General features: G+C 64.1%; 19 protein-coding genes. 11 read left to right on the forward strand and 8 right to left on the reverse strand.

The features are described from left to right. Positions 1 to 55: 55 nt before the first annotated feature. On the forward strand, positions 56 to 688 hold the full coding sequence (locus BUB23_RS09950) for a thiol:disulfide interchange protein DsbA/DsbL (RefSeq protein WP_073102945.1): 633 nt from the start codon (positions 56 to 58) through the stop codon (positions 686 to 688). 48 nt (positions 689 to 736) lie between these two features. Here BUB23_RS09950 and BUB23_RS09955 read toward each other — a convergent pair whose 3' ends face one another. After that, positions 737 to 1,930 (reverse strand): trans-sulfuration enzyme family protein, encoded by a 1,194-nt coding sequence (locus tag BUB23_RS09955; protein ID WP_073102946.1) that lies wholly within the window; start codon positions 1,928 to 1,930, stop codon positions 737 to 739. Between the two features lie 63 nt (positions 1,931 to 1,993). Between BUB23_RS09955 and BUB23_RS09960 the strand changes: the two genes are divergently transcribed. Then, positions 1,994 to 2,620: a LysE family translocator gene (locus BUB23_RS09960; RefSeq protein ID WP_073102947.1), complete on the forward strand. Its 627-nt coding sequence runs from the start codon at positions 1,994 to 1,996 to the stop codon at positions 2,618 to 2,620. 14 nt (positions 2,621 to 2,634) lie between these two features. Here the strand turns inward: BUB23_RS09960 and BUB23_RS09965 are convergent, their stop codons facing one another. From BUB23_RS09965 to BUB23_RS09990, 6 genes are all read right to left on the reverse strand, one after another. Further along, entirely contained in the window at positions 2,635 to 3,162 is a 528-nt protein-coding gene (locus BUB23_RS09965; protein WP_073102948.1) for an OsmC family protein, read from the reverse strand. A 90-nt stretch (positions 3,163 to 3,252) separates the two neighbouring features. Next, positions 3,253 to 4,605: a c-type cytochrome gene (locus BUB23_RS09970; RefSeq protein ID WP_073102949.1), complete on the reverse strand. Its 1,353-nt coding sequence runs from the start codon at positions 4,603 to 4,605 to the stop codon at positions 3,253 to 3,255. 15 nt (positions 4,606 to 4,620) lie between these two features. Then, the gene (locus BUB23_RS09975; RefSeq protein ID WP_073102950.1) at positions 4,621 to 5,403 is read right to left on the reverse strand and encodes an ABC transporter ATP-binding protein; all 783 of its coding nucleotides are present in this window, start codon (positions 5,401 to 5,403) and stop codon (positions 4,621 to 4,623) included. Beyond that, positions 5,397 to 6,416, reverse strand: a complete 1,020-nt coding sequence (locus BUB23_RS27330; protein WP_073102951.1) for an ABC transporter permease — start codon at positions 6,414 to 6,416, stop codon at positions 5,397 to 5,399. Before BUB23_RS27330 ends, BUB23_RS09975 begins: the two co-directional genes overlap by 7 nt. Continuing rightward, positions 6,403 to 7,437 carry an ABC transporter substrate-binding protein gene (locus tag BUB23_RS09985; RefSeq protein ID WP_073102952.1) on the reverse strand — a complete coding sequence of 345 codons (1,035 nt, stop codon included), beginning with the start codon at positions 7,435 to 7,437 and terminating at the stop codon, positions 6,403 to 6,405. Before BUB23_RS09985 ends, BUB23_RS27330 begins: the two co-directional genes overlap by 14 nt. 152 nt (positions 7,438 to 7,589) lie before the next feature. Further along, a complete protein-coding gene (locus tag BUB23_RS09990; protein ID WP_073102953.1) occupies positions 7,590 to 8,660 on the reverse strand; it encodes an MBL fold metallo-hydrolase in 1,071 nt (356 codons plus the stop codon). Between the two features lie 86 nt (positions 8,661 to 8,746). Between BUB23_RS09990 and BUB23_RS09995 the strand changes: the two genes are divergently transcribed. The 6 genes from BUB23_RS09995 (at position 8,747) to BUB23_RS10020 (ending at position 17,287) form a co-directional block, all read left to right on the forward strand. Beyond that, complete coding sequence (locus BUB23_RS09995; RefSeq protein ID WP_073102954.1) at positions 8,747 to 9,133, forward strand: MerR family transcriptional regulator; 387 nt, start codon at positions 8,747 to 8,749, stop codon at positions 9,131 to 9,133. Positions 9,134 to 9,323: 190 nt separating this feature from the next. Beyond that, positions 9,324 to 10,502 (forward strand): isovaleryl-CoA dehydrogenase, encoded by a 1,179-nt coding sequence (locus BUB23_RS10000; RefSeq protein ID WP_073102955.1) that lies wholly within the window; start codon positions 9,324 to 9,326, stop codon positions 10,500 to 10,502. 13 nt (positions 10,503 to 10,515) lie between these two features. Further along, entirely contained in the window at positions 10,516 to 12,408 is a 1,893-nt protein-coding gene (gene aceK / locus BUB23_RS10005; protein WP_073102956.1) for a bifunctional isocitrate dehydrogenase kinase/phosphatase, read from the forward strand. After that, positions 12,401 to 13,582, forward strand: coding sequence for an acetyl-CoA C-acyltransferase (locus tag BUB23_RS10010; RefSeq protein ID WP_073102957.1), 1,182 nt, complete (start codon positions 12,401 to 12,403; stop codon positions 13,580 to 13,582). The genes aceK and BUB23_RS10010 overlap by 8 nt, the downstream gene beginning before the upstream one ends. A 63-nt stretch (positions 13,583 to 13,645) precedes the next feature. Continuing rightward, on the forward strand, positions 13,646 to 15,253 hold the full coding sequence (locus BUB23_RS10015) for a carboxyl transferase domain-containing protein (RefSeq protein ID WP_073102958.1): 1,608 nt from the start codon (positions 13,646 to 13,648) through the stop codon (positions 15,251 to 15,253). A gap of 15 nt (positions 15,254 to 15,268) precedes the next feature. Then, on the forward strand, positions 15,269 to 17,287 hold the full coding sequence (locus BUB23_RS10020) for an acetyl/propionyl/methylcrotonyl-CoA carboxylase subunit alpha (RefSeq protein ID WP_073102959.1): 2,019 nt from the start codon (positions 15,269 to 15,271) through the stop codon (positions 17,285 to 17,287). A gap of 40 nt (positions 17,288 to 17,327) precedes the next feature. Here the strand turns inward: BUB23_RS10020 and BUB23_RS10025 are convergent, their stop codons facing one another. Beyond that, on the reverse strand, positions 17,328 to 18,497 hold the full coding sequence (locus BUB23_RS10025; RefSeq protein ID WP_073103112.1) for a DSD1 family PLP-dependent enzyme: 1,170 nt from the start codon (positions 18,495 to 18,497) through the stop codon (positions 17,328 to 17,330). 203 nt (positions 18,498 to 18,700) lie between these two features. On the opposite strand from BUB23_RS10025, the gene BUB23_RS10030 reads away from it, so the two are divergent. The 3 genes from BUB23_RS10030 to BUB23_RS10040 all read left to right on the forward strand — a co-directional run bounded on the left by BUB23_RS10030 (position 18,701) and on the right by BUB23_RS10040 (position 22,880). Further along, the gene (locus BUB23_RS10030) at positions 18,701 to 19,162 is read left to right on the forward strand and encodes a Smg family protein (RefSeq protein WP_073102960.1); all 462 of its coding nucleotides are present in this window, start codon (positions 18,701 to 18,703) and stop codon (positions 19,160 to 19,162) included. Between the two features lie 14 nt (positions 19,163 to 19,176). Then, a complete protein-coding gene (gluQRS, locus tag BUB23_RS10035; RefSeq protein WP_073102961.1) occupies positions 19,177 to 20,040 on the forward strand; it encodes a tRNA glutamyl-Q(34) synthetase GluQRS in 864 nt (287 codons plus the stop codon). A 101-nt stretch (positions 20,041 to 20,141) separates the two neighbouring features. After that, entirely contained in the window at positions 20,142 to 22,880 is a 2,739-nt protein-coding gene (locus BUB23_RS10040; RefSeq protein ID WP_073102962.1) for a DNA topoisomerase III, read from the forward strand. Positions 22,881 to 23,313 lie beyond the last annotated feature (433 nt).

Here is a 23,313-nt window from a genome sequence, read left to right on the forward strand (position 1 = left end):
AACTTCCGCCGCCTTTGCCAGTCTTATTTGTCTTTGAATCGCTCTGGAAACCAATATGTCGCTAAAAAAACTGTTTCTACGTACATTTGCCGTCATCGCCATCGGATCGGGGGTTTTGCTTGCCCCGGCCGCGCAAGCCCAGGCCAGCAAGGGGCAATATGTCACGGTCGAGCCTGCGCAGCCATCCGACACGGCGGGCAAGATAGAGGTGCTGGAGTTTTTCGCCTACACTTGCCCGCATTGCAGCGCAATTGAGCCCATGGTGGAAGCGTGGGCCAAGACCTTGCCGGCGAACGTGGTGCTCAAGCCGGTCCCGGTGGCCTTCAATGCCAGCATGGCGGATCTGCAAAAGCTTTATTACTCGCTTGAAAGCCTGAACCGGCTGGATTTGCACGGCGAAGTCTTCAAGGCCATCCATGGCGAACATAAACGCATCTACGACGCCAAGGCGATTACCGACTGGGTAGCCGCCAAGGGCGTGGACCGCAAGGCCTTCGAGGACGTTTTCAATTCCTTTGGCGTGAAGTCCAAGATCATGCGGGCCGATGAGCTGGCCAAGGCCTACAACATCGAGGGCACGCCCAGCATCGCGGTGGGCGGCAAGTACGTGACGTCGCCGACCATGACGAACAGCTATGAAGGCACTATCGCGCAGGCGCAGAAGCTGGTCGAGATGGTGAACAAGTAACACAGCATGGCCGGCGGGCGGCTCTATTGAGCCAGCCCGCCTTTATATTCAAGCCGCCCGGTCCAGGGCCTGCGCCAGGTCGGCGATCAGGTCGGCGGGCGATTCCAGCCCTATGTGCAGCCTGACGATGGCGTTGTCGTTGCGCGACCAGTAGCCGTGGACTTGAAGCGCGCCATGGTCGACGAGCTGTACGAGGCTTTCGAAACCGCCCCACGAGAACCCGATGCCAAACAGCGTCAGCCCGTCGACGAAGCGGCGGGCGGCCGCGTTGTCGAGTTTCAATTCCACGGCCAGCATGCCATTCGACCCGGTGCAGTCGCGCTGCCACAGGGTGTGGCCGGGGTCGGTGGGCAGGGCCGGGTGATAGAGGCGGGCGACTTCGGGGCGCGACTCGAGGAAGACGCAGACTTCCAGGGCGCTCTGCGCGCTTTGTCGCATGCGTATGGGCAGGGTGCGCGCGCCGCGTATGGCCAGCCAGGCATCGTCGGCGCTGACTGAATAGCCCATGGCGTAGTGCGTGTCATTGATGCGCTTGATCAGGCCGGGGTCCTTGGCCATGACGGCGCCCAGCATGAGATCGGAGTGGCCGCCCACGTATTTGGTGCCCGCCACGACGGAAATATCGGCGCCCAGGTCCAGCGGGCGGTAGATGTAGCCGGAGCCCCAGGTATTGTCGACGGCGAGGATCAGCTTGTGCTGGCGGGCGAAGGCGGCCAGCGCGGGGATATCCAGCATTTCGAACAAGAGCGAACCCGGCGACTCGACGTATAAGACCCTTGTGTTCGGGCGCAATTGCGCCTCGAGGGCCGCCGGTGTGGCCCGGCAATATGAAACCTGGATGTCCATGCGGCTCAGGACGATCTTGTCCAGGTAGCGCACGGGGCCATACGAGCAATCGGCCACCAGGACGTGGTCATGGCTGTTCAGCGTGCTGAAGAAGGCCAGCGTAACGGCGGCCAGCCCCGATGAAGCCAGAAAGGCCCGTTCGGCGCCTTCCAGCTGGCAAAACACCTCTTCGAGCGCGGCATGCGTCTCCATGCCCACGCGGCCGTAGGTCACGCTGCGTTCGCCTCTCGCCTTGCCCGCCTGGGCGCGGTCCAGCGCGTCGAGATTCTGGAAACGCACGGTGCTGGTGCGCATCGAGGGCAGGGCGACCGGCGCGGCGCCGTGGGCTGGATCGAACTGGGCAACGCCCGTGTGTTGCAGGAGCGTGTCCAGGTGTGGGGTAACAGAATTGGCCATGGTATGTGTTAAAAATTGGAATTTGCGCAAGCTTGATGATAATGGATAGAGGGCACCACCATTATGCTGACATCCGATGTGGCGCTTTCTTTTTTCGGCATTGCCGTGCTGCTGGCCCTGGCGCCGGGGCCGGACAATCTGTTTGTGCTGATGCAATCGGCCCTGTGGGGCCGCGTTTCCGGAATGCTGGTGGTGCTGGGATTGTGCACCGGGCTGGTCGGGCATACGGTGGCGGTGGCCGTGGGCCTGGCCGCGATATTCGCCACATCGGCGACGGCCTTCACCATGCTCAAGCTGGCGGGAGCCGTCTACCTGGTCTATCTGGCCTGGGGCGCTTTCCATGCCCATGGCAGTCCGGCCGGCGGCGCAAAGCCGTTGAAACAGGGCAAGGGGCAGCTTTATCGGCGGGGCATAGTCATGAATCTGGCCAATCCCAAGGTATCGCTGTTTTTCCTGGCTTTCCTGCCGCAGTTCGCCTCGCCGCAACGAGGCCCGGTGGCGCTGCAGATCCTGAGCCTGGGCGCCTTGTTCATGCTGGCCACTTTGCTGGTATTCGGCGCCATCGCGTGCTTTTCCGGCGCCCTGGGAGAGCGCCTGCAGCATTCGCAAAAGGCGCAGCGCCTGCTCAACCGCACGGCCGGCGCGGTGTTTATCGGCCTGGCCGTGAAGCTGGCGCTGTCCAGTCGATAGGATAGATAAGCGGCTTAGTGCGTCTGGTTGTGCACTATCGTTCCATTCAAGGCTTGCGGATTCTGCAGCAAGTTGAGGATGGGGCACCATTTTTCCACGGCGGCGTGCAGCGTATCGATCTGCTCTTTGCTGGCCGGCGAATCGATGTGGACGGCGTAGCGGATATTGTGCGGATAGAAGGGGATTTCTTCGTAGCCCGGCCGGCCGCCGCGCGTGTCCTGGTCGGCCTGCACCTCCACCTCCAGACGGTCCAGGGGTATTTGCAGGTCGGACGCCTGGATCAGGAAAATATGCGTCAGGCAGCTGGAAAGCGAACCCAGCAGCAGTTCCGGCGAAGCCGGGCCCAGGTCGTAGCCGGCGAAGTCCGCCGGGCTGTCGCTGATGACCTGGTGGTGGCGTATGCGTATGCGGCGCACGCCGCTGCGCCCTTCGGCGCTGGCGCGCGCCGTCAATACATTGGGCGCCACCGTTACCGGGTCGCGGGCATTGCGCTCCAGTAGCGCGGCGCGCTTCTGATGCAGGTATTCACGTAAAGTACTCATCGTTGCTTCCTTGCTGGTGTTAGGCGGCGCCCGATGGCGCCGCGGAAAAAGTCCCAGTATGCCGCGGCCCATGGATCCGGCCGCCGGGAATCAAATCTGGCTCCGGAAGCGAGGCGTTTCGACCTCGGTGGCATCGATCCGCCTGAGCAGGTCCGGCGCGCCCCTATGGGTTTGCGGCGCGGCTGTGCTGGCCGGCAGGCACATGCTTTCCGGCAAGGTCCACCCGGATGGGTCGCCAGGCCGCCAAAGGCTGCGCAGCCAGCCCTGCCGGTCTACCAGGAACTGCGCGCCCGCAAGATCCTGGCTCGCGCTGCCCGCGACGAGCGCATACGCCTGCCAGGCCTGTGCCGAAGAGGCCAGGCAATCAATGCTTTCCGGCAGCGCCCGGGGGCCCGCCAGCCCCGGCGCCAGAGCTATCGTCAATACGCGGGGATCGGGCAGGGGCGCTATGCCGCCGGCCGAGTAGGCCACTATCCTGACCAGGCTGCCGCGCAAGCCTTCCAGCTCCTGGACAGCATGTTTGCGGCAGCTCAGCGCCATTTGCGGGGCCGCCACGGCCTGCCGCCATCCTCGCGACTGCCGCATTTCCTGCCCCGCCGCGCTCGCCCGCAGGTAATCCAGGATCTTCCATGCCTCATCCTGGGCCAGCTGCGGGCCAAAGGCATGCCGCGCCAGCGGTTTTTCGCCGCCCTGGAGAATGCTCCAATACAGATCGCCCGCATGCCTGTTGCGGAACAGGGCCGGCCCCAGCACGCTGGGCCAGGTGGCGAGCTGCGCGGCCAGCGGCCCCTGCCCATCGGCCTTTTTGCCATGGCATTGCAGGCAGGCCTGTTCATAAAGATGCTGGCCGGCGAGTATGCCTGCCGCAGAAAAGGCGGCTTGCGGCTGCCTGAAAGTCGCCGGCGTCGCGGGCGCGAGCAGCAATTCGGGATGTGGCCGGGGCAGCAGGGCGAACAAGGCCGCGCCGGCCAGGACAGCAGCCAGACGGCGCCCCCCTTTCAGGAAAGCCGCGGCCGCCCCTGCGAGAACCAGCAGCGCGCCGATGATCAGCGTCCGCCAGAGCTGTCCTACGGCATGAGAACTGACGGGAATGGCGCTATCCGGCCGCCATGGCAGGGGCCAGTCGGGCGACAGCGTCCATAGGCTGTCCCAGGGCGGGAACCAGGCGCCGCCGGAAGCCAGGGCCAGGCTGGCCAGTCCCGGACCATCGACCTCGGCCGGCGCGGCGGCGGCCGCATAGGCCGCCGGCCACAGCAGCGCGCAAGCCGCCGCGGCCAGCAGGCCAGCCGCCATCAGCCGCAAGCCCGGGGTGAACGGCTCGCGGCGCAGCGCCCGGCGCAAAGCCACGCACAGGCCCGCGAGCGCCAAACCCAAAGCCAGCCAATGCGCCACACGCAAGGCCAGCGCGACGGCGCCCCACACGGTCATATCGAAAGGCATCATCCATCGCATCCGGCGCTACCAAGACCCGTCCAGGCCGAGCAGGGAAAGGGCGCGATGCCGCAGTTCGGCCAAGGCGGGATCGCCGCGCTTGCGCGGGTAAGGCCTGTCATTGACGATTTCGTCCAGGATGCGCGCGGGCCGCGGCGAGAACACGATGATCCGGTTGGCCATGAATAGCGCCTCTTCGACGTCGTGCGTCACCAGCAGCGCCGTGAAGCCGGTGCGCTGCCATAGCGACACCAGCTCGGACTGCATGGTAAGCCGGGTCAGGGAGTCCAGCTTGCCCAGCGGTTCATCGAGGATCAGCACGGAGGGGTCGTTCACCAGCGCGCGGGCCAGGGCCGCGCGCTGGGCCATGCCGCCCGACAATTGATGCGGGTAGGCCGAGCCGAAATCGTCCAGGCCCACCAGCTCCAGCGCCTGGCCGATGCGATGGGCATGGGTCTTCACGAGCTTGCGCGCCTGCAGGCCCAGCGCCACATTGTCGTAGACCGTGCGCCAGGGAAACAGCGTAGGATCCTGGAATACGACGATGCGCGAAGGATCGGGCCCCTCGATAAGGTGCTCGCCCGCATAGATCGCGCCGTGCCGGGGGGTATCCAGCCCGGCGACCAGCCGGAGCAGCGTCGATTTCCCGCAGCCGCTGGGCCCCAGCAGGGCCACGAACTCGCCCGGGCGGATATTCAGTTCGACCTGGTCCAGCACAGGCAGGCTGGCCCCCTCCAGTTCGAAATGATGGCTGACATTCTTGACGTCGATGCCCAGGGCCTGGACCGCCGAGGCGCTGCCCGCTACCACTTCACGACTCCCTTCTGCCAGGCCAGGAAATGGTCCCGCACGCGGAACAGCAAGGTGATCAGCCCGGAAAACACCAGGGCCATGATGATCAGCGCCCCATACATATTGGCGTATGACGCCCATCCCTGCGCCCATGACAGGTACCAGCCCAGCCCCGACTTCACGCCCATCATTTCGGCGGCGACCAGCACCGAGAATGAAGCGCCCAGGCCCATGAACAGGCCGACGAACACATGCGGCAGCGCCGCGGGAACGGCGACGCGCATGATCAGGAACCAGGGCCTGGCGCCCATGGTCCGCGCCACGTCGTAGAACGCCTTATCGACGCTGGCCACGCCCGACCAGGTCAGCACCGTCACCGGGAACCAGGTGGCCAGCGCAATCAGGAACACCGCGGCGGCCCAGCCGGACGGAAAGAAGAAGAAGGCCATGGGCAGCAGCGCGGTCGAAGGCACCGGCCCGAGAAAGCGCAGGACGGGATGGACCCAATAGCCCAGGGCTTGCGACCAGCCTATGGCTATGCCGGTCAGAAAGCCGGACACGGCGCCGATCACAAAGCCATTGACCAGCAGCCACAGGGAATTCAGCAGGCTGTCGCCCAGCCGCCTCCAATCGGAGGTGTAGACATCGATCAGCGACTGCGGCGGCGCAAAAAACGGCGCCGGCAGCACTGCCAGTTTCGCGGTCAGCAGTTCCCAGAGCGTGACGGCCACGCCCAATGCGATCAGCCACGGGCCCGCCGCCTGCACGCGGCGCCGCAGCGGCAGAACGATGCCCAAAGGCAGCGCCGCCAGCGCCAGCGCCCCGCCCAGCACGACGAAGCCGAGGCCCAGCTCTTGCGTAAAGCCCCATTCGACGAAACCGATCTGCCTGTTCGGCCACTCGAGCGTGATGGCCCCGCCCAGTATCCAGGCCAGCGCCGCCAGCGCGCCGATGCGCCAGAACGGCGTGGAGGCGGCGTCCCGGCCGCCCAGGCGGGCGGGCGTGGGCAGGGAGCTTTCAGACGAGGACATCGGAAACCACCTGCTGCGCATACTTCTCGATATTGAGATTCTGGCTCAGGACCTTGATTTTCTTGAGGTCCTGGGCATAGCCCACGACCTCGCTGCGCAAGGTGGCGCCGGTCGAAGCATGGTCATGCGTATGGCTGCGCAAGATCACGGCCACTCTTTCGACAGGCACTTTCGAAGGGATGAAAGGCGCGAATATGCGGGCGGATTCATCGGGGTTGGACGCAGTCCAGCGCTGCGCGTCGATGACCGCCCGGGAGATCGCCGCCGCGCCATCCGGGTCGTTGCGCACCAGTTTCCCGGAAAGACCCAGCACGCAGCAAGTGCGATTCGCGTAGTCGCCATCCAGGTTGGTGGCTATCTCGCGCAGCTTGTTGTCTTCGCGCAGCGTATACAGCAGGGGATCATCCCCGGCGATCGCGTCGACCTCCCCCTTGCGCAGCGCCTCGCCGAAGAGGTCTTGCGGGAACTGGCGCCAATCGACCTGCTCGGGGTCTATGCCTTGCTGGGCCACGCGTATGGCGAAGAAATTCTTGACCGGGCTTGCCTGGTCGGTGACGGCGACTTTCTTGCCCTGGAGGTCGTTCACCGACTGGATGGGCGAGTTCTGCGGCACCAGCAGCCGCATGCAGCCGCCGTGCGTGCCCACCGCCAGCTTGACATCGAAGCCTTGCTCCAGGGGCTTGAACCAGCGCAGCGCCATGCCTATGCCGCCGTCGGCATGGCCAGTGGCGATCGCCTCCAGGAGCTGGTCGGTGGAGCCGCTGAAATTGATGCGCTCGACCTTGATGTTGTACTTTTCGAAGAAACCGCGCTCCAGCGCGACCGAGACCGGCGACTGGCAGACCGCGGTCGGGCTCCAGGCGATCTTGAAGGCCGGCTGCGCCGCGCCGGCGGCCAGCACGCGCGAGCCCAGCATGCCCAGCGGCGCGACAAGGCCGGCGGCGGCCGCGCCGCGCAACAGTTGGCGGCGCGAGGCGGAGGCCGGCGCAAAGATGGCGGCCTTGATTGTGTTCGATTCCATGATGCCGTTACCCTCAGACAGATTGATCGTTAGCTATCAGTTCGAAATCATTCTGAGTGCGGCGGCGGGCGAAAACAAATACATACCTTACATATGATTATCCAGGCATGAGGGCGTCGCCCTTCGTTATAAAGACGGGCGCGGGATGGCGGCTATTTCCGCTTGAACCGGATCACGCCGTCCGCGCCGGTGGCGCGTTCCAGCTTGCCTTCGAAATACAAGGCGTGCAAATGCGCCAGCGCTTCGCCCATGGCGAAGGTCAACTGATGCACGTCCAGTTTGCGCTTGAACATCACAGGCACGATATCGGCGGCGCTCATGGGGGCGCCGCAAGCGTCCATGACTTCGGCCAGGCGCTCGGCATGATGGCCATGCTGTTGCGCAATGCGCTCGTGCAGCCCCCTGAACGGCCGGCCATGGGAAGGCAGCACCAGCGCGCCCTCGGGAAGGCCATCGTAAGCGCGCAGCGAATTCAGATATAGCGGCAAAGGATTGCCGTCGGGCTCGTAATCGAACACGCTGACATTGGTCGAAATGCGCGGCAGGACCATGTCGCCGGAAATCAGCACCTGGAGGGTGTCGCAATACAGGGAGGCGTGTTCCGGAGCATGGCCGTAGCCCACGATGACGCGCCAGTCGCGCCCGCCTATCGATATGCGGTCGCCATCCATGATGCGGCAAAAACGCGCGGGAACATCGGGCACCAGGCCGGGATAATAGTTGGAGCGCTGGCGGATCTGTTCCTGGGCCTGCGGATCATTCAAGCCATGGCGGGTGAAATGATCGACCGCCGATTGCCCGTTGGGGCCCCCCGCCGTCACGCCGCCCACGGCAGGCCGCGACCACAGGCGCGCCACGGCGTAGTCGGTCATGGTCATCCACAAGGGGGCCTGCCACTTGTCGCAGAGCCAGTAGGCCAGGCCGATATGGTCCGGATGCATATGCGTCACGATCACCCGCAGCACCGGCAGGCCGTCGAATACGCTGTCGAACACCTGCTCCCACAGGGCCTTGACCTCATCGCGCGATACGCCGCAGTCGACTATCGTCCAGCCTTCGCGCCCATCGATCTGGTCGCGCAGCAGCCACAGGTTGATGTGATCCAGGGCAAAGGGCAGCGGCATGCGTATCCAGCGCAAGCCATCGGCGACGGCGACGGCCGAGCCCGGTTGCGGCAGCTCATCGCCCCAGGGGTAGCTCAGTTTCTGTTCATTCGGGTTCATGCGGGGTCTCCATCCTTCTCGCAGTATGCCTGATCGACGTATTATGGCATCATAGTTTACGTTAACGTAAACTGCCAACACCGACCATGACCGATCCTACCTGGACCATCTCCGAGCTAGCGCAAGAATTTTCCATTACGCCGCGCACCATACGTTTCTACGAGGATCAAGGCATAGTCAGCCCCAGCCGCGAAGGGCGCAACCGCATCTACCATGCCCGCGACCGCACGCGCCTGAAACTCGCGCTGCGCGGCAAGCGGCTCGGCCTGCAGCTATCCGAGATTCTCAGCCTGATCGATATGTACGATGGGCCGGGCGACTCGGTTGCGCAGTTGCAGCATTACCTCGAAGTGCTGGAGCAGCACAGGGACGCATTGAAGCGCCAGCGCGAAGATATAGACCTTACCCTGGCGGAGATCTCGCGGCAGGAAAAGACCTGCCGGGCGCTGCTGGCGGCGCGCAGCGCGGCATAGCGCTCAGGCTCCCATCATTTTCTAATTTACGTTTACGTAAACGTAATATAAAATCGCAATGATGCTCGCCTGCGGCAGGATATGAAAATGAATGTTGCGCTGCAGCGATTGCCTGGGCAGAATGTAGGAAAAACAGCAGACCTATCGCCAATGGCAACGAGGCGCCCTGAATTCACTCTTGGAGACAACCATGAATCTTCCCGGCCTAAACTTCGATCTGGGCTCCGACCTGGACATGCTGCGCGACGCGGTCCACGATTTTGCCCAAGCCGAAATCGCCCCCCGCGCGGCGCAAGTGGACCGCAGCGACCAGTTCCCCATGGATTTATGGCGCAAATTCGGCGAGCTGGGCTTGCTGGGCATGACGGTCGACGAAGCCTACGGCGGCTCCAATATGGGTTACCTGGCGCACATGATCGCCATGGAAGAACTGTCGCGCGCCAGCGCCTCTGTCGCCCTGTCGTATGGCGCGCACTCCAATCTGTGCGTCAATCAGTTGCACCGCAATGGCACGGCGCAGCAAAAACAGCAATACCTCCCAAAACTGGTCTCCGGCGAACACGTGGGGGCCCTGGCCATGAGCGAGCCGGGCGCCGGTTCCGACGTGGTCAGCATGAAGCTGCGCGCCGAAAAGAAAGGCGACCGCTATGTGCTGAACGGCAACAAAATGTGGATCACCAACGGGCCGGATGCCGACACGCTGGTGGTCTATGCCAAAACCGACCCCGCCGCCAGGCAGCGCGGCATCACCGCCTTCATTATCGAAAAAGGCTACAAGGGCTTTTCGGTGGCGCAAAAGCTCGACAAGCTGGGCATGCGCGGCAGCCATACCGGCGAACTGGTCTTCCAGGATTGCGAAGTGCCCGAGGAAAACATCCTGGGCGAGCTCAATGGCGGCGTCAAGGTGCTGATGAGCGGCCTGGACTACGAACGCGCCGTGCTCGCCGGCGGTCCCCTGGGCATCATGCAGGCCGTCATGGACGTGGTGGTCCCCTACATCCATGAACGCAAGCAGTTTGGCCAGTCCATAGGCGAATTCCAGCTTATCCAGGGCAAGGTCGCCGACCTCTACACCACGCTGCAAGCCAGCCGCGCCTTCTGCTACGCCGTGGGCAAGAACCTCGACAGGCTGGGCACGGGCCATGTGCGCGAGGTACGCAAGGACTGCGCCGCCGTCATCCTGTACTGCGCCGAGAAGGCCACCTGGATGGCCGGCGAAGGCATACAGATCCTGGGCGGCAATGGCTATATCAACGAATACCCCACGGGCCGCCTGTGGCGCGACGCCAAGCTCTATGAAATAGGCGCCGGCACCAGTGAAATCCGCCGCATGCTGATCGGGCGCGAACTGTTCAACGAAACCGCGTAAGGCCGCCACGCACATGGTGTTCACCGGAGACCATCAACGCATCGAGCAGGTCGCGCGCCCGGGGCTGCCGCCCCAGGCCGTGGCGCGTATCGTGCTTGACGGCTTCGACCGCCACTACGCCTTGTTCCGCTACGGCGCGCAGCGCGCCAAGGCCTTGTTCGAATCCGGCGACTGGCGCGGCATTCAACAGCTGTCCAGCGAGCGCATCGAATACTATGACACCCGCGTGCATGAATGCACCACGCTGCTGACGGCCGCGCTCAAGGGCAGCGAAGCCAGCCCCAGCGGCGCTTCCGCCCAGCAAAGCCTGACCCCGGCGCAGATGGATTTCTGGCAGACCGTCAAGACGGAATTCGTGGCGCTGCTGGCGGGCCACAGGCAGCCCGAGTGCGCCGAGACTTTCTTCAATTCAGTATCGTGCCGGATCTTGCACCGCGATTATTTCCATAACGATTTCCTGTTCGTGCGCCCGGCCATCGCCACTGAATACCTGGACAGCAAGCTGCCTTCCTACCGCGTCTACTATCCGGCCGGTCTCGGCCTGGAAAAGTCCCTGATCAATATGCTGGCCGACTTCGGCCTGGCGGCGCCTTTCTCCGACCTGCCGGCTGATGCGCGCAAGGTGGCGCGCCTGGCCATACACCAGCTGCGGCTGGCCATTCCGGGCGGCGCCGGCCTGCGCCTGGCGCCGGATTGCCAGATCCATGTGCTCAATTCGCTGTTCTTCAGGAACAAGGGCGCCTACGCGGTCGGCCGGCTGGTGAACCAGGGCACCATCTATCCTTTTGCCATCGCCCTTCTGCGCACGCCCTCGGGCCATATACAGCTGGACGCCCTGCTGCATACGGCCGACGACCTGAGCACGCTGTTCAGCTTCACGCGCGCGTATTTCCTGGTCGACATGGAAACCCCCGCCGCCTACGTAAGCTTCCTGAATGCGCTGCTGCCGCGCAAGCCCAAGGCCGAAATCTACACCACCATAGGCTTGCAAAAGCAGGGGAAAACCCTGTTCTACCGCGACTTCCTGCATCATCTGGCGCATTCCCACGACGCTTTCGATATCGCGCCGGGGATACACGGCATGGTCATGACCGTATTCACCCTGTCGTCGTATCCCTACGTCTTCAAGCTGATACGCGACCGCATCGCCAAGGAAGGCATGGACCACGCCACCGTGCGGCGCAAGTACCAATTGGTGAAAAAGCACGACCGCGTAGGCCGCATGGCCGATACCTGGGAATATTCGCAAGTGGCGCTGCCCCGGGCGCGCTTTTCGGACACCTTGCTGGCCGAACTGCGTAGCCAGGTGCCCAGCCTGCTGGAAGAAAGCGGCGACACCATCGTCCTGCGCCATGTGTACATCGAGCGGCGCATGACGCCGCTGAACCTGTATCTGGCGCGCGCCTCGGATGCCGCGCTGGAAACCGCCGTCAAGGGGTATGGCGAAGCCATACGCGAGCTGGCCGCGGCCAATATCTTCCCGGGCGATATGCTGTTCAAGAATTTCGGCGTTACACGCCTGGGGCGCGTTGTATTCTATGATTACGACGAAATCCAGCATATGACGGAAATGAATTTCCGGCGCATCCCGCCGGCGCCCAACGAAGAGGCCGAACTCGCGAGCGAGCCTTGGTATCCGGTCGGCGCCAACGATGTGTTTCCCGAAGAATTCCGGTTTTTCCTGCTTGGCGATCCCCGCGTGCGGGCGGCATTCCTCAAGCACCATGCCGACCTGCTCGAGGCCGGCTGGTGGCAGGCCTGCCGCGAACGCGCCGCCCAAGGCCGTATCGAAGACATCTTCCCTTACGACCGCGACCGGCGCCTGCATGTCTCGAACGCAAGTCATTCCAGAAGCTCTACAAGCGCACTTCCTTTTCCCTACCCTTCAGGAGCAAATCATGTCTGATCCCATCGTTTTAGTCTCGGTTGCGCGTACCCCCATGGGCGGTATGATGGGCAGCCTGTCCGGCCTGGCCGCGCACGAACTCGGTTCCATCGTGATCAAGGCGGCCATCGAACGCGCCGGCATCAAAGGCGAAGCCGTCGATGAAGTCATCATGGGCAACGTGCTGCAGGCCGGCCAGGGCCAGGCGCCGGCGCGCCAGGCCGCCCTGGGCGCGGGCCTGCCTATTGGCGTGGCTTGCACCACCATACATAAAGTCTGCGGCTCGGGCCTCAAGGCCGCCATGTACGGGCACGACATCATTGCGGCCGGCAGCGCCGAGGTCGTGGTGGCCGGCGGCCAGGAAAGCATGAGCAACGCCCCCTACCTGCTGCTGCGCGGGCGCCAGGGCTACCGCTACGGCCATTCCACCGTGTACGACCACATGGCGCTGGATGGCCTGGAAGACGCCTATCAACGCGGCACCGCCATGGGCGTGTTCGCCGAAGACTGCGCCGCCAAATACACCTTCACCCGTGAACAGCAGGATGCGTTCTCGCTGGAATCGCTGCGCCGCGCGCGCGCCGCCACCGAGGACGGCAGCTTCAAGTGGGAAATCACCCCCGTCACCGTGGCCGGCCGCAAGGGCGACACCGTGATCGACACCGACGAAGGGCCCGCCAAGGCCTTGCCGGAAAAAGTGCCCACCCTCAAGCCGGCGTTCAAGAAAGACGGCACGGTCACCGCCGCCAATTCATCGTCCATTTCCGACGGCGCCGCCGCCGTGGTGCTGATGCGCGAATCCACCGCCAAGAAGCTCGGCGCCACGCCGCTGGCCCGCATCGTCGGCCACAGCCAGCATTCGCAGGAACCGGGCTGGTTCACGACGGCCCCGGTCGGCGCCATACAAAAGCTCTTCGCCAAGACCGGCTGGAATGCCGAGGACGTCGACCTGTACGAAATCAATGAAGCCTTCGCGGTCGTCACCATGGCGGCCATGAGCGACCTGAAGCTGCCGCACGCGAAAGTCAATATCCACGGCGGCGCCACCGCCCTGGGGCATCCCATCGGCGCTTCGGGCGCGCGCCTGCTCACCACCCTGGTGGGGGCGCTGCGCAAAACCGGCGGCAAGCGCGGGGTGGCTTCCCTGTGCATAGGCGGCGGCGAAGCCGTCGCCCTGGCTATCGAAATGGTCTAAGCCTGTACAGGGCGCCGCGGCAGGTTCGCGGCGCCCTTTTTGCTTTTTTAGGAACAGCAATTCATGCCCGTCATCGAATCCCGGATCAATCCGCGCTCGCTCGCGTTCATCGACAACGCCCGCGCCATGCAGGAACAGGTCGACGACCTGCAGAAACAACTGACGCAAACCGCCCTGGGCGGCAGTGAGGCGGCCCGCGCCAAACACCTGGCCCGCGGCAAACTGCTGCCGCGCGACCGGGTCGAGCGGCTGCTCGATCCGGGCACGCCTTTCCTGGAACTGTCCCCCCTGGCGGCCCACAATGTGTACAACAATGCGGCGCCGGGCGCCGGCCTGATCACCGGCATCGGCCGCATCGCCGGCACGGAATGCGTCGTCGTCTGCAACGACGCCACGGTAAAAGGCGGCACCTACTACCCGCTGACCGTCAAAAAGCATCTGCGCGCCCAGGAAATCGCCCAACAGAACAAGCTGCCCTGTGTTTATCTGGTCGACTCGGGCGGCGCCAACCTGCCCAACCAGGACGAAGTCTTTCCCGATCGCGACCATTTCGGCCGCATCTTCTACAACCAGGCCGTCATGTCGGCCCAGGGCATAGGCCAGATCGCCGTCGTCATGGGCTCCTGCACGGCGGGCGGCGCCTACGTCCCGGCGATGAGCGACGAATCCATCATCGTCAAGGACCAGGGCACGATTTTCCTGGCCGGCCCTCCCCTGGTCAAGGCGGCCACCGGCGAGGTGGTCAGCGCCGAAGACCTGGGCGGCGGCGATGTGCACACCCGCCTGTCCGGCGTCGCCGACCATCTGGCCAACAACGACCTGCATGCGCTCTACCTGGCGCGCAACGCCGTGGCCAGGCTCAATCATCAGAAGCCCGTGCAACTGCGGCGCAAGGCGTTTGCCGAGCCGCTCTACGACCCGCAGGAACTCAACGGCATCATTCCCAGCGATACGCGCAAGCCCTATGACGTGCGCGAGGTCATCGCCCGCATCGTGGACGGCTCGGAGTTCGACGAATTCAAGGCCCGCTTCGGCACCACCCTGATTACCGGCTTTGCCCACATTCACGGCATGCCCGTAGGCATCATCGCCAATAATGGCGTGCTGTTTTCGGAAGCGGCGCAAAAAGGCACGCACTTCATCGAACTGTGCTGCCAGCGCAAGATTCCGCTGGTTTTCCTGCAGAACATCACAGGCTTCATGGTGGGCCGCAAATACGAGAACGAAGGCATTGCGCGCCATGGCGCCAAGATGGTCACCGCGGTGTCGACGGCCAGCGTGCCCAAGTTCACCATCCTGATCGGCGGCTCCTTCGGCGCCGGCAACTATGGCATGTGCGGCCGCGCCTTCGGCCCGCGGCTGCTGTTCCTGTGGCCCAACGCGCGCATCTCGGTCATGGGCGGCGAGCAGGCCGCCAGCGTGCTGGCGACGGTGCGCCGCGATGGCATCGAAGCCAAGGGCGGCGCCTGGAGCGCCGCCGAGGAAGAGGAATTCAAGGCGCCCATCCGCGATCAATACGAAAAAGAGGGCCATCCCTATTACGCCACGGCGCGCCTGTGGGACGACGGCATCATCATGCCCGCCGATACCCGCCGCGTACTGGCCCTGGGCCTGTCCGCCGCGCTCAACGCCCCTATCGAGGACACACGTTTCGGCGTGTTCCGCATGTAATCCCAAGGAGTCGATGTGTTCACCACCTTACTGATTGCCAACCGGGGCGAAATTGCCTGCCGCGTGGCCGCCAGCGCCCATCGCCTGGGCCTGCGCACGGTTGCCGTGTATTCCGACGCCGATGCCGGCTCGCGCCATGTCGCCACCTGCGACAGCGCCGTTCACATCGGTGGTTCCGAACCCCGCGCCAGCTATCTGCGCGGCGAGGCCATACTCGAAGCCGCGCGCCAGACCGGCGCGCAGGCCATACACCCGGGCTACGGATTCCTGTCCGAGAACGAAGGCTTTGCCCAGGCCTGCGCCGACGCCGGCATTGTCTTCGTGGGGCCGCCCGCCGGCGCCATCGCCGCCATGGGCAGCAAATCGGCCGCCAAGACCTTGATGGACAAGGCCGGCGTGCCGCTGGTGCCCGGTTACCATGGCGACAATCAGGACCCCGGATTCCTGCAATCCCAGGCCGATGCCATGGGCTATCCGGTGCTCATCAAGGCCAGCGCCGGCGGCGGGGGCAAGGGCATGCGCATAGTCGAATCCGGCCCGGCCTTCGCCGAGGCCCTGGCTTCGTGCAAGCGCGAAGCCGCCAGCAGCTTCGGCGACGACAAAGTCCTGATCGAACGCTATCTGCAAAAGCCGCGCCATATAGAAATCCAGGTCTTCGCCGACACGCATGGCAATTGCGTCTACCTGTTCGAGCGCGACTGCTCGGTGCAGCGCCGCCACCAGAAAGTCATCGAAGAGGCGCCCGCGCCCGGAATGACGCCAGAGCGCCGCCGCGCCATGGGCGAGGCGGCGGTGGCCGCGGCAAGAGCCGTGGGCTATGTGGGGGCGGGCACCGTCGAATTCATTGTCGAACCCGACGGCCGCTTCTATTTCATGGAAATGAACACGCGGCTGCAGGTCGAGCATCCGGTCACGGAAATGATCACCGGCCACGACCTGGTGGAATGGCAGTTGCGCGTCGCCGCGGGCGAAGCCCTGCCCCTTGCGCAGGAACAGCTGGCCATCACCGGGCATGCCATCGAGGCGCGCATCTATGCCGAGAATCCGGACAAAGGCTTCCTGCCCTCGATAGGCACCCTGACGACCCTGAATTTCCCGCCTCACGCCGCCTTCCAGAACGGCGATATACGCGTGGACGGAGGGGTGCGGGCGGGCGACACGATTACACCCTTTTACGACCCCATGATCGCCAAGCTGATCGTGCGCGGCGCCGACCGCGACCAGGCGCGGGCGCGCATGGTCCAGGCGCTGGGCGAAATCCAGGCCGTGGGCGTGCAGACCAATATCGCCTTCCTGCGCCGCCTGATGCTGGACCCGGCCTTTGCCGCCGCCGACCTGGACACCGGGCTGATAGAACGGCAGCACGACAGCCTGTTCCCGCCGGCCGCGCCGGCGCCCGACAGCACCCTGGCGCTGGCCGTGGCGGCCTTGCTGGCCAGGCAGGGGCTGGCCCAGTCGGCGGTCCGGCAGAACACCGTGCACGTCGACCCCTGGGCCCAGGCGGACGGCTGGCGCATCAATGGCCGCTACCGGCAGGTCTTCGGCCTGCTCGAACAGGACGAATTGCGCGAGCTTCACATCAGCCGCGCGGGCGAGCGCTGGACTTACACCCGCAATGGCCAGGCGCTGCCATTCGAATGGAAAACCGAGACGCTGGCGGCGCGCCAGTACCGGGTGCACGTCCGGCTGGGCAACGCCGATGCCTCGGCCACCGTGGTGCTCCAGCAGGAAAATGTCCATGTATTCGCGCATGGCGGCGTGCAGGAACTGCAGGTCCACGACGCCGTCGCGCACGCGCAGGACGACACCAGCGGACACCAGGGCGGGCTGACCGCGCCCATGCCCGGCAAGATCATCGCGATTTCGGTCAGGGCGGGCGACAAGGTGAAAAGCGGCGACGCCCTGCTGGTGATGGAGGCCATGAAAATGGAGCACACCATACACGCGCCGGCCGACGGAACGGTCGAGGAATTGTTCTTTGCGGTCGGCGACCAGGTCGGCGATGGCGCGGAGCTGATCGCCATCGCAAGCTGACATCGCCGGGGCGCTGAACCCGGCCTGCCGGAACCAGGCCTCAGCGGCTCAAGCCGCGCGCGCTGATGGGCCACACGGCTTCGACATGCTGGCCGCGCATGGCGACCACGCTGTCGTGCAGGTTGAAGGTCGGGTCGCAATGCCCCGGTATCAGGCGCAATTGCGTGCCCACGTCGGGCCTGTTGCGCCGGCTGCTGGCCAGGAGGATGCAATGCTCGTCATGCACGGCCACGCAGCGCAGGCCCTCGCGGCCTACCAGTTGCGGCGCGCCGCTTTCGGCGCTGGTCGACTTCAGGCCGAGGTCGACGATCGCGCGGTCCGACGTGGGCGTGCTCATGACCGTGCCCAGCAAAAACAGGCTGTGCCGGAAAAACAGGGCCTCGCCCCAGTCGATGCCGGCGTAGTCGGTATCCATGAAGGCGTAGGTGCCGGCCTGGATCTCGGTATAGACCTGGCTGGCTACATCGAAGGCCGCCGTGCCGGTACCCCCGCCGCTGACGACAGGGCATTCGATATCCGCCTTGGCAAAGGCATCCAGATACTGGCGGATCAGGCGCGCGGCCTTGTCGGAGGCTTTTTGGCGCTGGGTCAGCGAGCGCTTGTGCTGTACCCCCCCTTGATAGGCCTGCACGCCGGCGAAATTGATATTGGGCAGTTTCCGGATCAGGCGGGCCAGCGCCAGGGCCTCGTCGGGCGTCTGCACCCCGCAGCGCTGCTGGCCGATGTCCAGTTCGACCAGGACGCCCACCGACGCCTCATGCTCGACCATCATGGCCGAAAGCGCCTCGACCGCTATAGGGTTGTCGGCGCAAACCGTCATGTGGGCCTGTTTCGCCAGCCGCGCCAGCAAAGCCAGCTTGGCCCCGCCGAGCACCTCGTTGCTGATGAGAATGTCGCGCACGCCCGCGGCAACGAAAGGCACCGCCTCCGAGACCTTCTGGCAGCAAATGCCGGCCGCGCCCAGGGCGATCTGGCGCAAGGCGATTTCGGGGCATTTATGGGCCTTGGCGTGGGGCCGCAGCGCCACACCGTGGCGCTCGGCCAGGACCTGCATGGTGCGCAGGTTTTCCTCGAACGCATCCAGGTCCAGGATCAGGCTGGGCGTGTCGATGGCGTCGAGCGCATCGCCCGGGCGGGCCGCGGGCGGAATCGCTATTGTCTGGGCCTGCGGCGGATCAATAGCGCGCTCCGCCTGTATTACCTCTTCCATGAACATCCCCCCAAAGTCGGATTGAGCCGCGGGTCATGCGCCAGGCCGGCCTGCTTCGCCTGGCGTCTGTTTGCAACAACAGGCTGATTTGCCCAGGATGACAAATCAGCGTAAAGTCGTCCTTAACTTTACCGGTTAAGCTTTTATCTACTCACTGACTTCGCAAACGCAAAGACTTACGCAAACGGCAACCGGAATCGCATATGTTCGATATATTGGTTTACTTATTCGAGACTTACTATACACCGCAAGCATGTCCCGAGGCTGATGTCCTTGCGCACAAGCTGGCCGCCGTAGGTTTCGAACACGAAGACATCAACGACGCCCTGGGCTGGCTGCACGGGCTGGCGCAAACCACCGAGGAATGCGGCCAACTGGCGAAAAACCCGCAAGGCGACAGCCGGCGCGTCTTTACCGACCACGAATACCAAACGATGGGCACCGAGGCCATAGGTTTCATCACCTTCCTCGAAAACTCCGGCGTGCTGCCCACCGCGCTGCGCGAAATCCTCATCGAACGCGCGCAAGCCACCACCGAGTCGCCCATTTCCCTTGAAAAAATCAAGATCATTGCGCTCATGGTGCTCTGGAGCCAAGAGGCCGAAGTGGACCACCTCGTATTCGAAGAGCTTCTGGCCGACGACCCGGCGCGGTTATCGCATTAAGCAGGCACTGCCGCATGGCGTCGGAAGCACAAGGCGGCAAGCGCCCCTACAGGGGGCGTTTTGCGCCCAGCCCCAGCGGTCCCCTGCATGACGGTTCCCTGCTCGCCGCCATGGCCAGCTTCCTGGATGCCAGGGCGCACGAGGGCCAGTGGCTGCTGCGCATGGAAGACATCGACGCGCCGCGGGTCATACCGGGCGCCGATCGGGTCATCATGGGGCAATTGCAGGCCCTGGGCATGCAATGGGACGACGCTCCTGTCTGGCAATCGCAGCGCATGAAGCTGTATCAGGCCGCCTTCGACGCGCTGGCGGCGCAAAACCTGGTGTACGGCTGCGCCTGTACCCGCCAGGAGCTTTCCTGGGGCGCCTACCCGGGCACCTGCCGCGCCGGCCTGCTGCCAGGCCGCCAGGCGCGCTCCTGGCGCTTCAAGGTGCCGCCCGGCACGGAATACTTCCATGACCGCTGGCAGGGCCCGCAGCGGCAGGATGTCGCCGCCGAAGTGGGCGACTTCATCGTCAAGCGCGCCGACGGCCTCTGGGCCTACCAGATGGTGGTGGTGGTCGACGACGGCGAGCAGGGCATCACGGATATCGTGCGCGGCACCGATCTGCTGGATTCGACGGCCCGGCAGCGCATCCTGGCGCGCCGCCTGAATATATCCTACCCGCGCGTCATGCACGTCCCGCTGCTGCTGGACGAAGCGGGGCGCAAACTCTCCAAACAGAATCACGCCATGGCGCTGGACCTTGTGAATCCAGTGCGCACGCTCAACAAGGCGTGGCAGGCGCTGGGCTTCCAGGCGCTGCCCGAAACCGGGCTCGAAGCCTTCTGGCGGGCTGCCCAGGGACAATGGGCGCGCCGATTTAGTGTATTGTGACGCCGGCAAGGAGTCGTTTTTATTACACTCGACTTGCGTAGTGCGATTCTCACCTCGTATGATCCGCGCTATTGCTGCTGAAACGCAGTCACTGGAAACTCATGAATAAAACGCTGATTATTGCCGAGAAACCCTCGGTAGCTCTGGATATTTCCCGCGCCCTGGGAGGATTCACCCGGGAAGGCGATTACTTTGAAAGCGAGCGGTATGTGCTTGCTTCCAGCATTGGGCATTTGCTCAGCCTGGTCGCGCCCAACGATCCCGTGCGGGGAAAATGGAGTTTTGCGCATCTGCCGGTCATTCCGCCGCAATTCGAGCTTGGCCCCACCGACAAGCGCTCGGCCGAGCGGCTCAAGCTGCTGGTCAGGCTGCTCAAGCGCAAAGATGTCGATGCGGTGATCAATGCCTGCGACGCGGGCCGCGAGGGCGAGCTGATCTTCCGCTACATCGTGCAATATTCAGGCATCAAGAAGCCGGTCACGCGGCTTTGGCTGCGGTCCATGACCCAGGCCGCCATCCGCGAAGCCTTTGAGAACCTGCGCGACGATGACACCATGAAGCCGCTGGAAGCGGCCGCCCGCTCGCGCGCCGAGGCCGACTGGCTGGTGGGCATCAACGGGACCCGGGCCATGACGGCCTTCAACAGCAAGGACGGCGGCTTCTTCAAGACCCCGGTCGGGCGCGTCCAGACGCCGACGCTGGCCATTGTGGCCGAACGCGAAGAACGAATACGCAAGTTCGTATCGCGCGACTACTGGGAAGTGCACGCCACGTTTGTCGCCGCCGCCGGTTTCTATACAGGCCGCTGGTTCGACCCCAAGTTCCTGAAGGACGAGCGCGACCCGGAACGGCGCGATTCGCGCCTGTGGTCGCAAAGCGCCGCGCAAACCATTGTTACCGCGTGCCGCGAAAAATCCGGGCATGTAACCGAAGAATCCAAGCCCTCGACACAAATATCGCCGGCGCTCTTCGACCTGACATCGCTGCAGCGCGAAGCCAACTCGCGTTTCGGCTTTTCAGCCAAGACCACGCTGGGGCTGGCCCAGACTCTATATGAACGGCACAAGGCGCTGACCTATCCGCGTACCGATTCGCGCTACCTGCCCGAAGACTATATCCAGACCGTCCAGCAAACCATGCAGGCCCTCTCGGAAGGCGGCTCGGCCGCCGCGGCCAGCGTGCGCCCATTCGCCGAAACCGTGTGCAAGCAGAAATGGGTCAAGCCCAATCGCCGCATTTTCGACAACAAAAAGGTATCGGATCACTTTGCCATCATCCCGACGCTGCAAATTCCGCGCGAGCTGAGCGACGCCGAAACCAAGATCTACGAACTGATCACCAAGCGCTTCCTGGCTGTGTTTTTCCCCGCGGCCGAATTCCGCCTGACGACGCGCATCACCGAAGTATCCGGCCATCACTTCAAGACCGAGGGCAAGGTCCTGGTGTCGCCCGGCTGGCTGGCCATCTACGGCCGCGAAGCGCAGGGCGACGACACCAATCTGGTGGCGGTAGCCGAAGGCGAAAAGGTCAATACTGAAAACATCGAAGCCAAAGGGCTGGCCACCAAGCCTCCGGCGCGCTTCAATGAAGGCACGCTGCTGTCGGCCATGGAAGGCGCAGGCAAGCTGGTGGACGACGAGGCCCTGCGCGAAGCCATGTCCGAGCGCGGCCTGGGAACGCCGGCCACGCGGGCGGCCATTATCGAAGGTCTGCTCAACGAAGGCTATCTGCGCCGCGAGGGCCGCGACCTCATCCCCAGCGCCAAGGCGCGCCAGCTCATGACGCTGCTGTCGGGCCTGGGCGTCAATGAGCTCACGTCCCCCGAGCTGACCGGCGAATGGGAACACCGCCTGAAGCAAATCGAGCAGCGCGAGCTGGGCCGTGATGAATTCATGCGGGAAATCGCGCAGATGACCCAGGTGATCGTCAAGCGCGCCAAGGAATATGAGCGCGACACGGTGCCGGGCGACTACGCGACCCTGAGCACGCCCTGCCCTAAATGCGGCGCGGTGGTCAAGGAAAATTATCGGCGCTATGCATGCACGAGTTGTGATTTCTCGATAGGCAAGCACCCGGGAGGGCGCACTTTCGAGATCCCCGAGGTCGAAGAATTGCTCAGCAAGCGCGAACTGGGCCCGCTGCCTGGTTTCATCAGCAAAATGGGGCGCCCGTTCGCGGCGCTGTTGCGGATCACCGATGAATTCAAGCTGGAATTCGATTTCGGCCAGAAGGACGACAGCGATACCGAGCCGGTCGATTTTTCAGGCCAGACGCCGCTGGGCGACTGCCCGAAGTGCGGCGGCAAGGTCTATGAATACGGGATGAATTATGTATGCGAGAAATCGGTAGGGCCGGAAAAGACCTGCGATTTCCGCAGCGGCAAGATGATTCTGCAGCAGGAGGTCGCTCCTGAGCAGATACAGAAGTTGCTGGCGACGGGCAAGACGGATCTGCTGGAGGGTTTTGTATCCAGCCGGACCAATCGCAAGTTCAAGGCTTATCTGGCCAAGCAGGAGAACGGCAAGATAGGCTTCGAGTTCGAGCCGCGGCCCGAGAAGCCAGGCAGCAAGACGGCGGCGAAAAAAGCCACCAAAACGGCGGGCAAAACCGCTGTCAAAGCCGCGACCAAAACCGCTACAAAGACGGCCGCAAAAACCGCTACCAAGACCGCTACTAAAACCGCCACCAAGACCGCGGCGAAATCGGCGGTGAAGAAGGCCGCGGGCAAGACGGCGACGAAAGCCGCCGCCAAAAAGGTCGCCAGCAAAACTGCCGTGAAGAAAGCCGTCAAGACAGCGGCGGTTGCTGTCGACGTCAATGACGACGATCCGCCGTTTTAAGCGGGATTGCGATGCTTGAAAGGTCGGGCTGGCACAGAAAACAAGTGCCAGCCGGATCCACATAGTGCTGTCGCGCATCGGCGATTGTCTTTAACACGCCGCTGTCTCATGCTTTACATGCCGCTGGCTTTATGCTTAACACGCTGCGCTGGCTTATGCTTAACACGCCGCTGGCTTATGCTTAACACGCCGCTGGCTTATGCTTAACACGCCGCTGGCGCGGTGGTGGAAGGTAGCGGTCCGCGTGGCCTGGTCCGCCGCCCAGCGCGGCGGACCCCGCCTCGCCTCGCTCGTCCGCGCCTTCGCGCTGCCTTCGCGGCCGGCTTGCTCGGCCCCGGACGGACCGCTACCTTCCACCACCGCGCCAGCGACTGCATCCCAGGTTTTGTATCTCTGCTGGGACGGGTTGGGTGCTTGGCATTCTTGCTGCGGT

It is taken from the genome of Pollutimonas bauzanensis (assembly GCF_900129885.1).
In the GTDB taxonomy this organism is placed as follows: Bacteria; Pseudomonadota; Gammaproteobacteria; order Burkholderiales; family Burkholderiaceae_B; genus Pollutimonas; species Pollutimonas bauzanensis.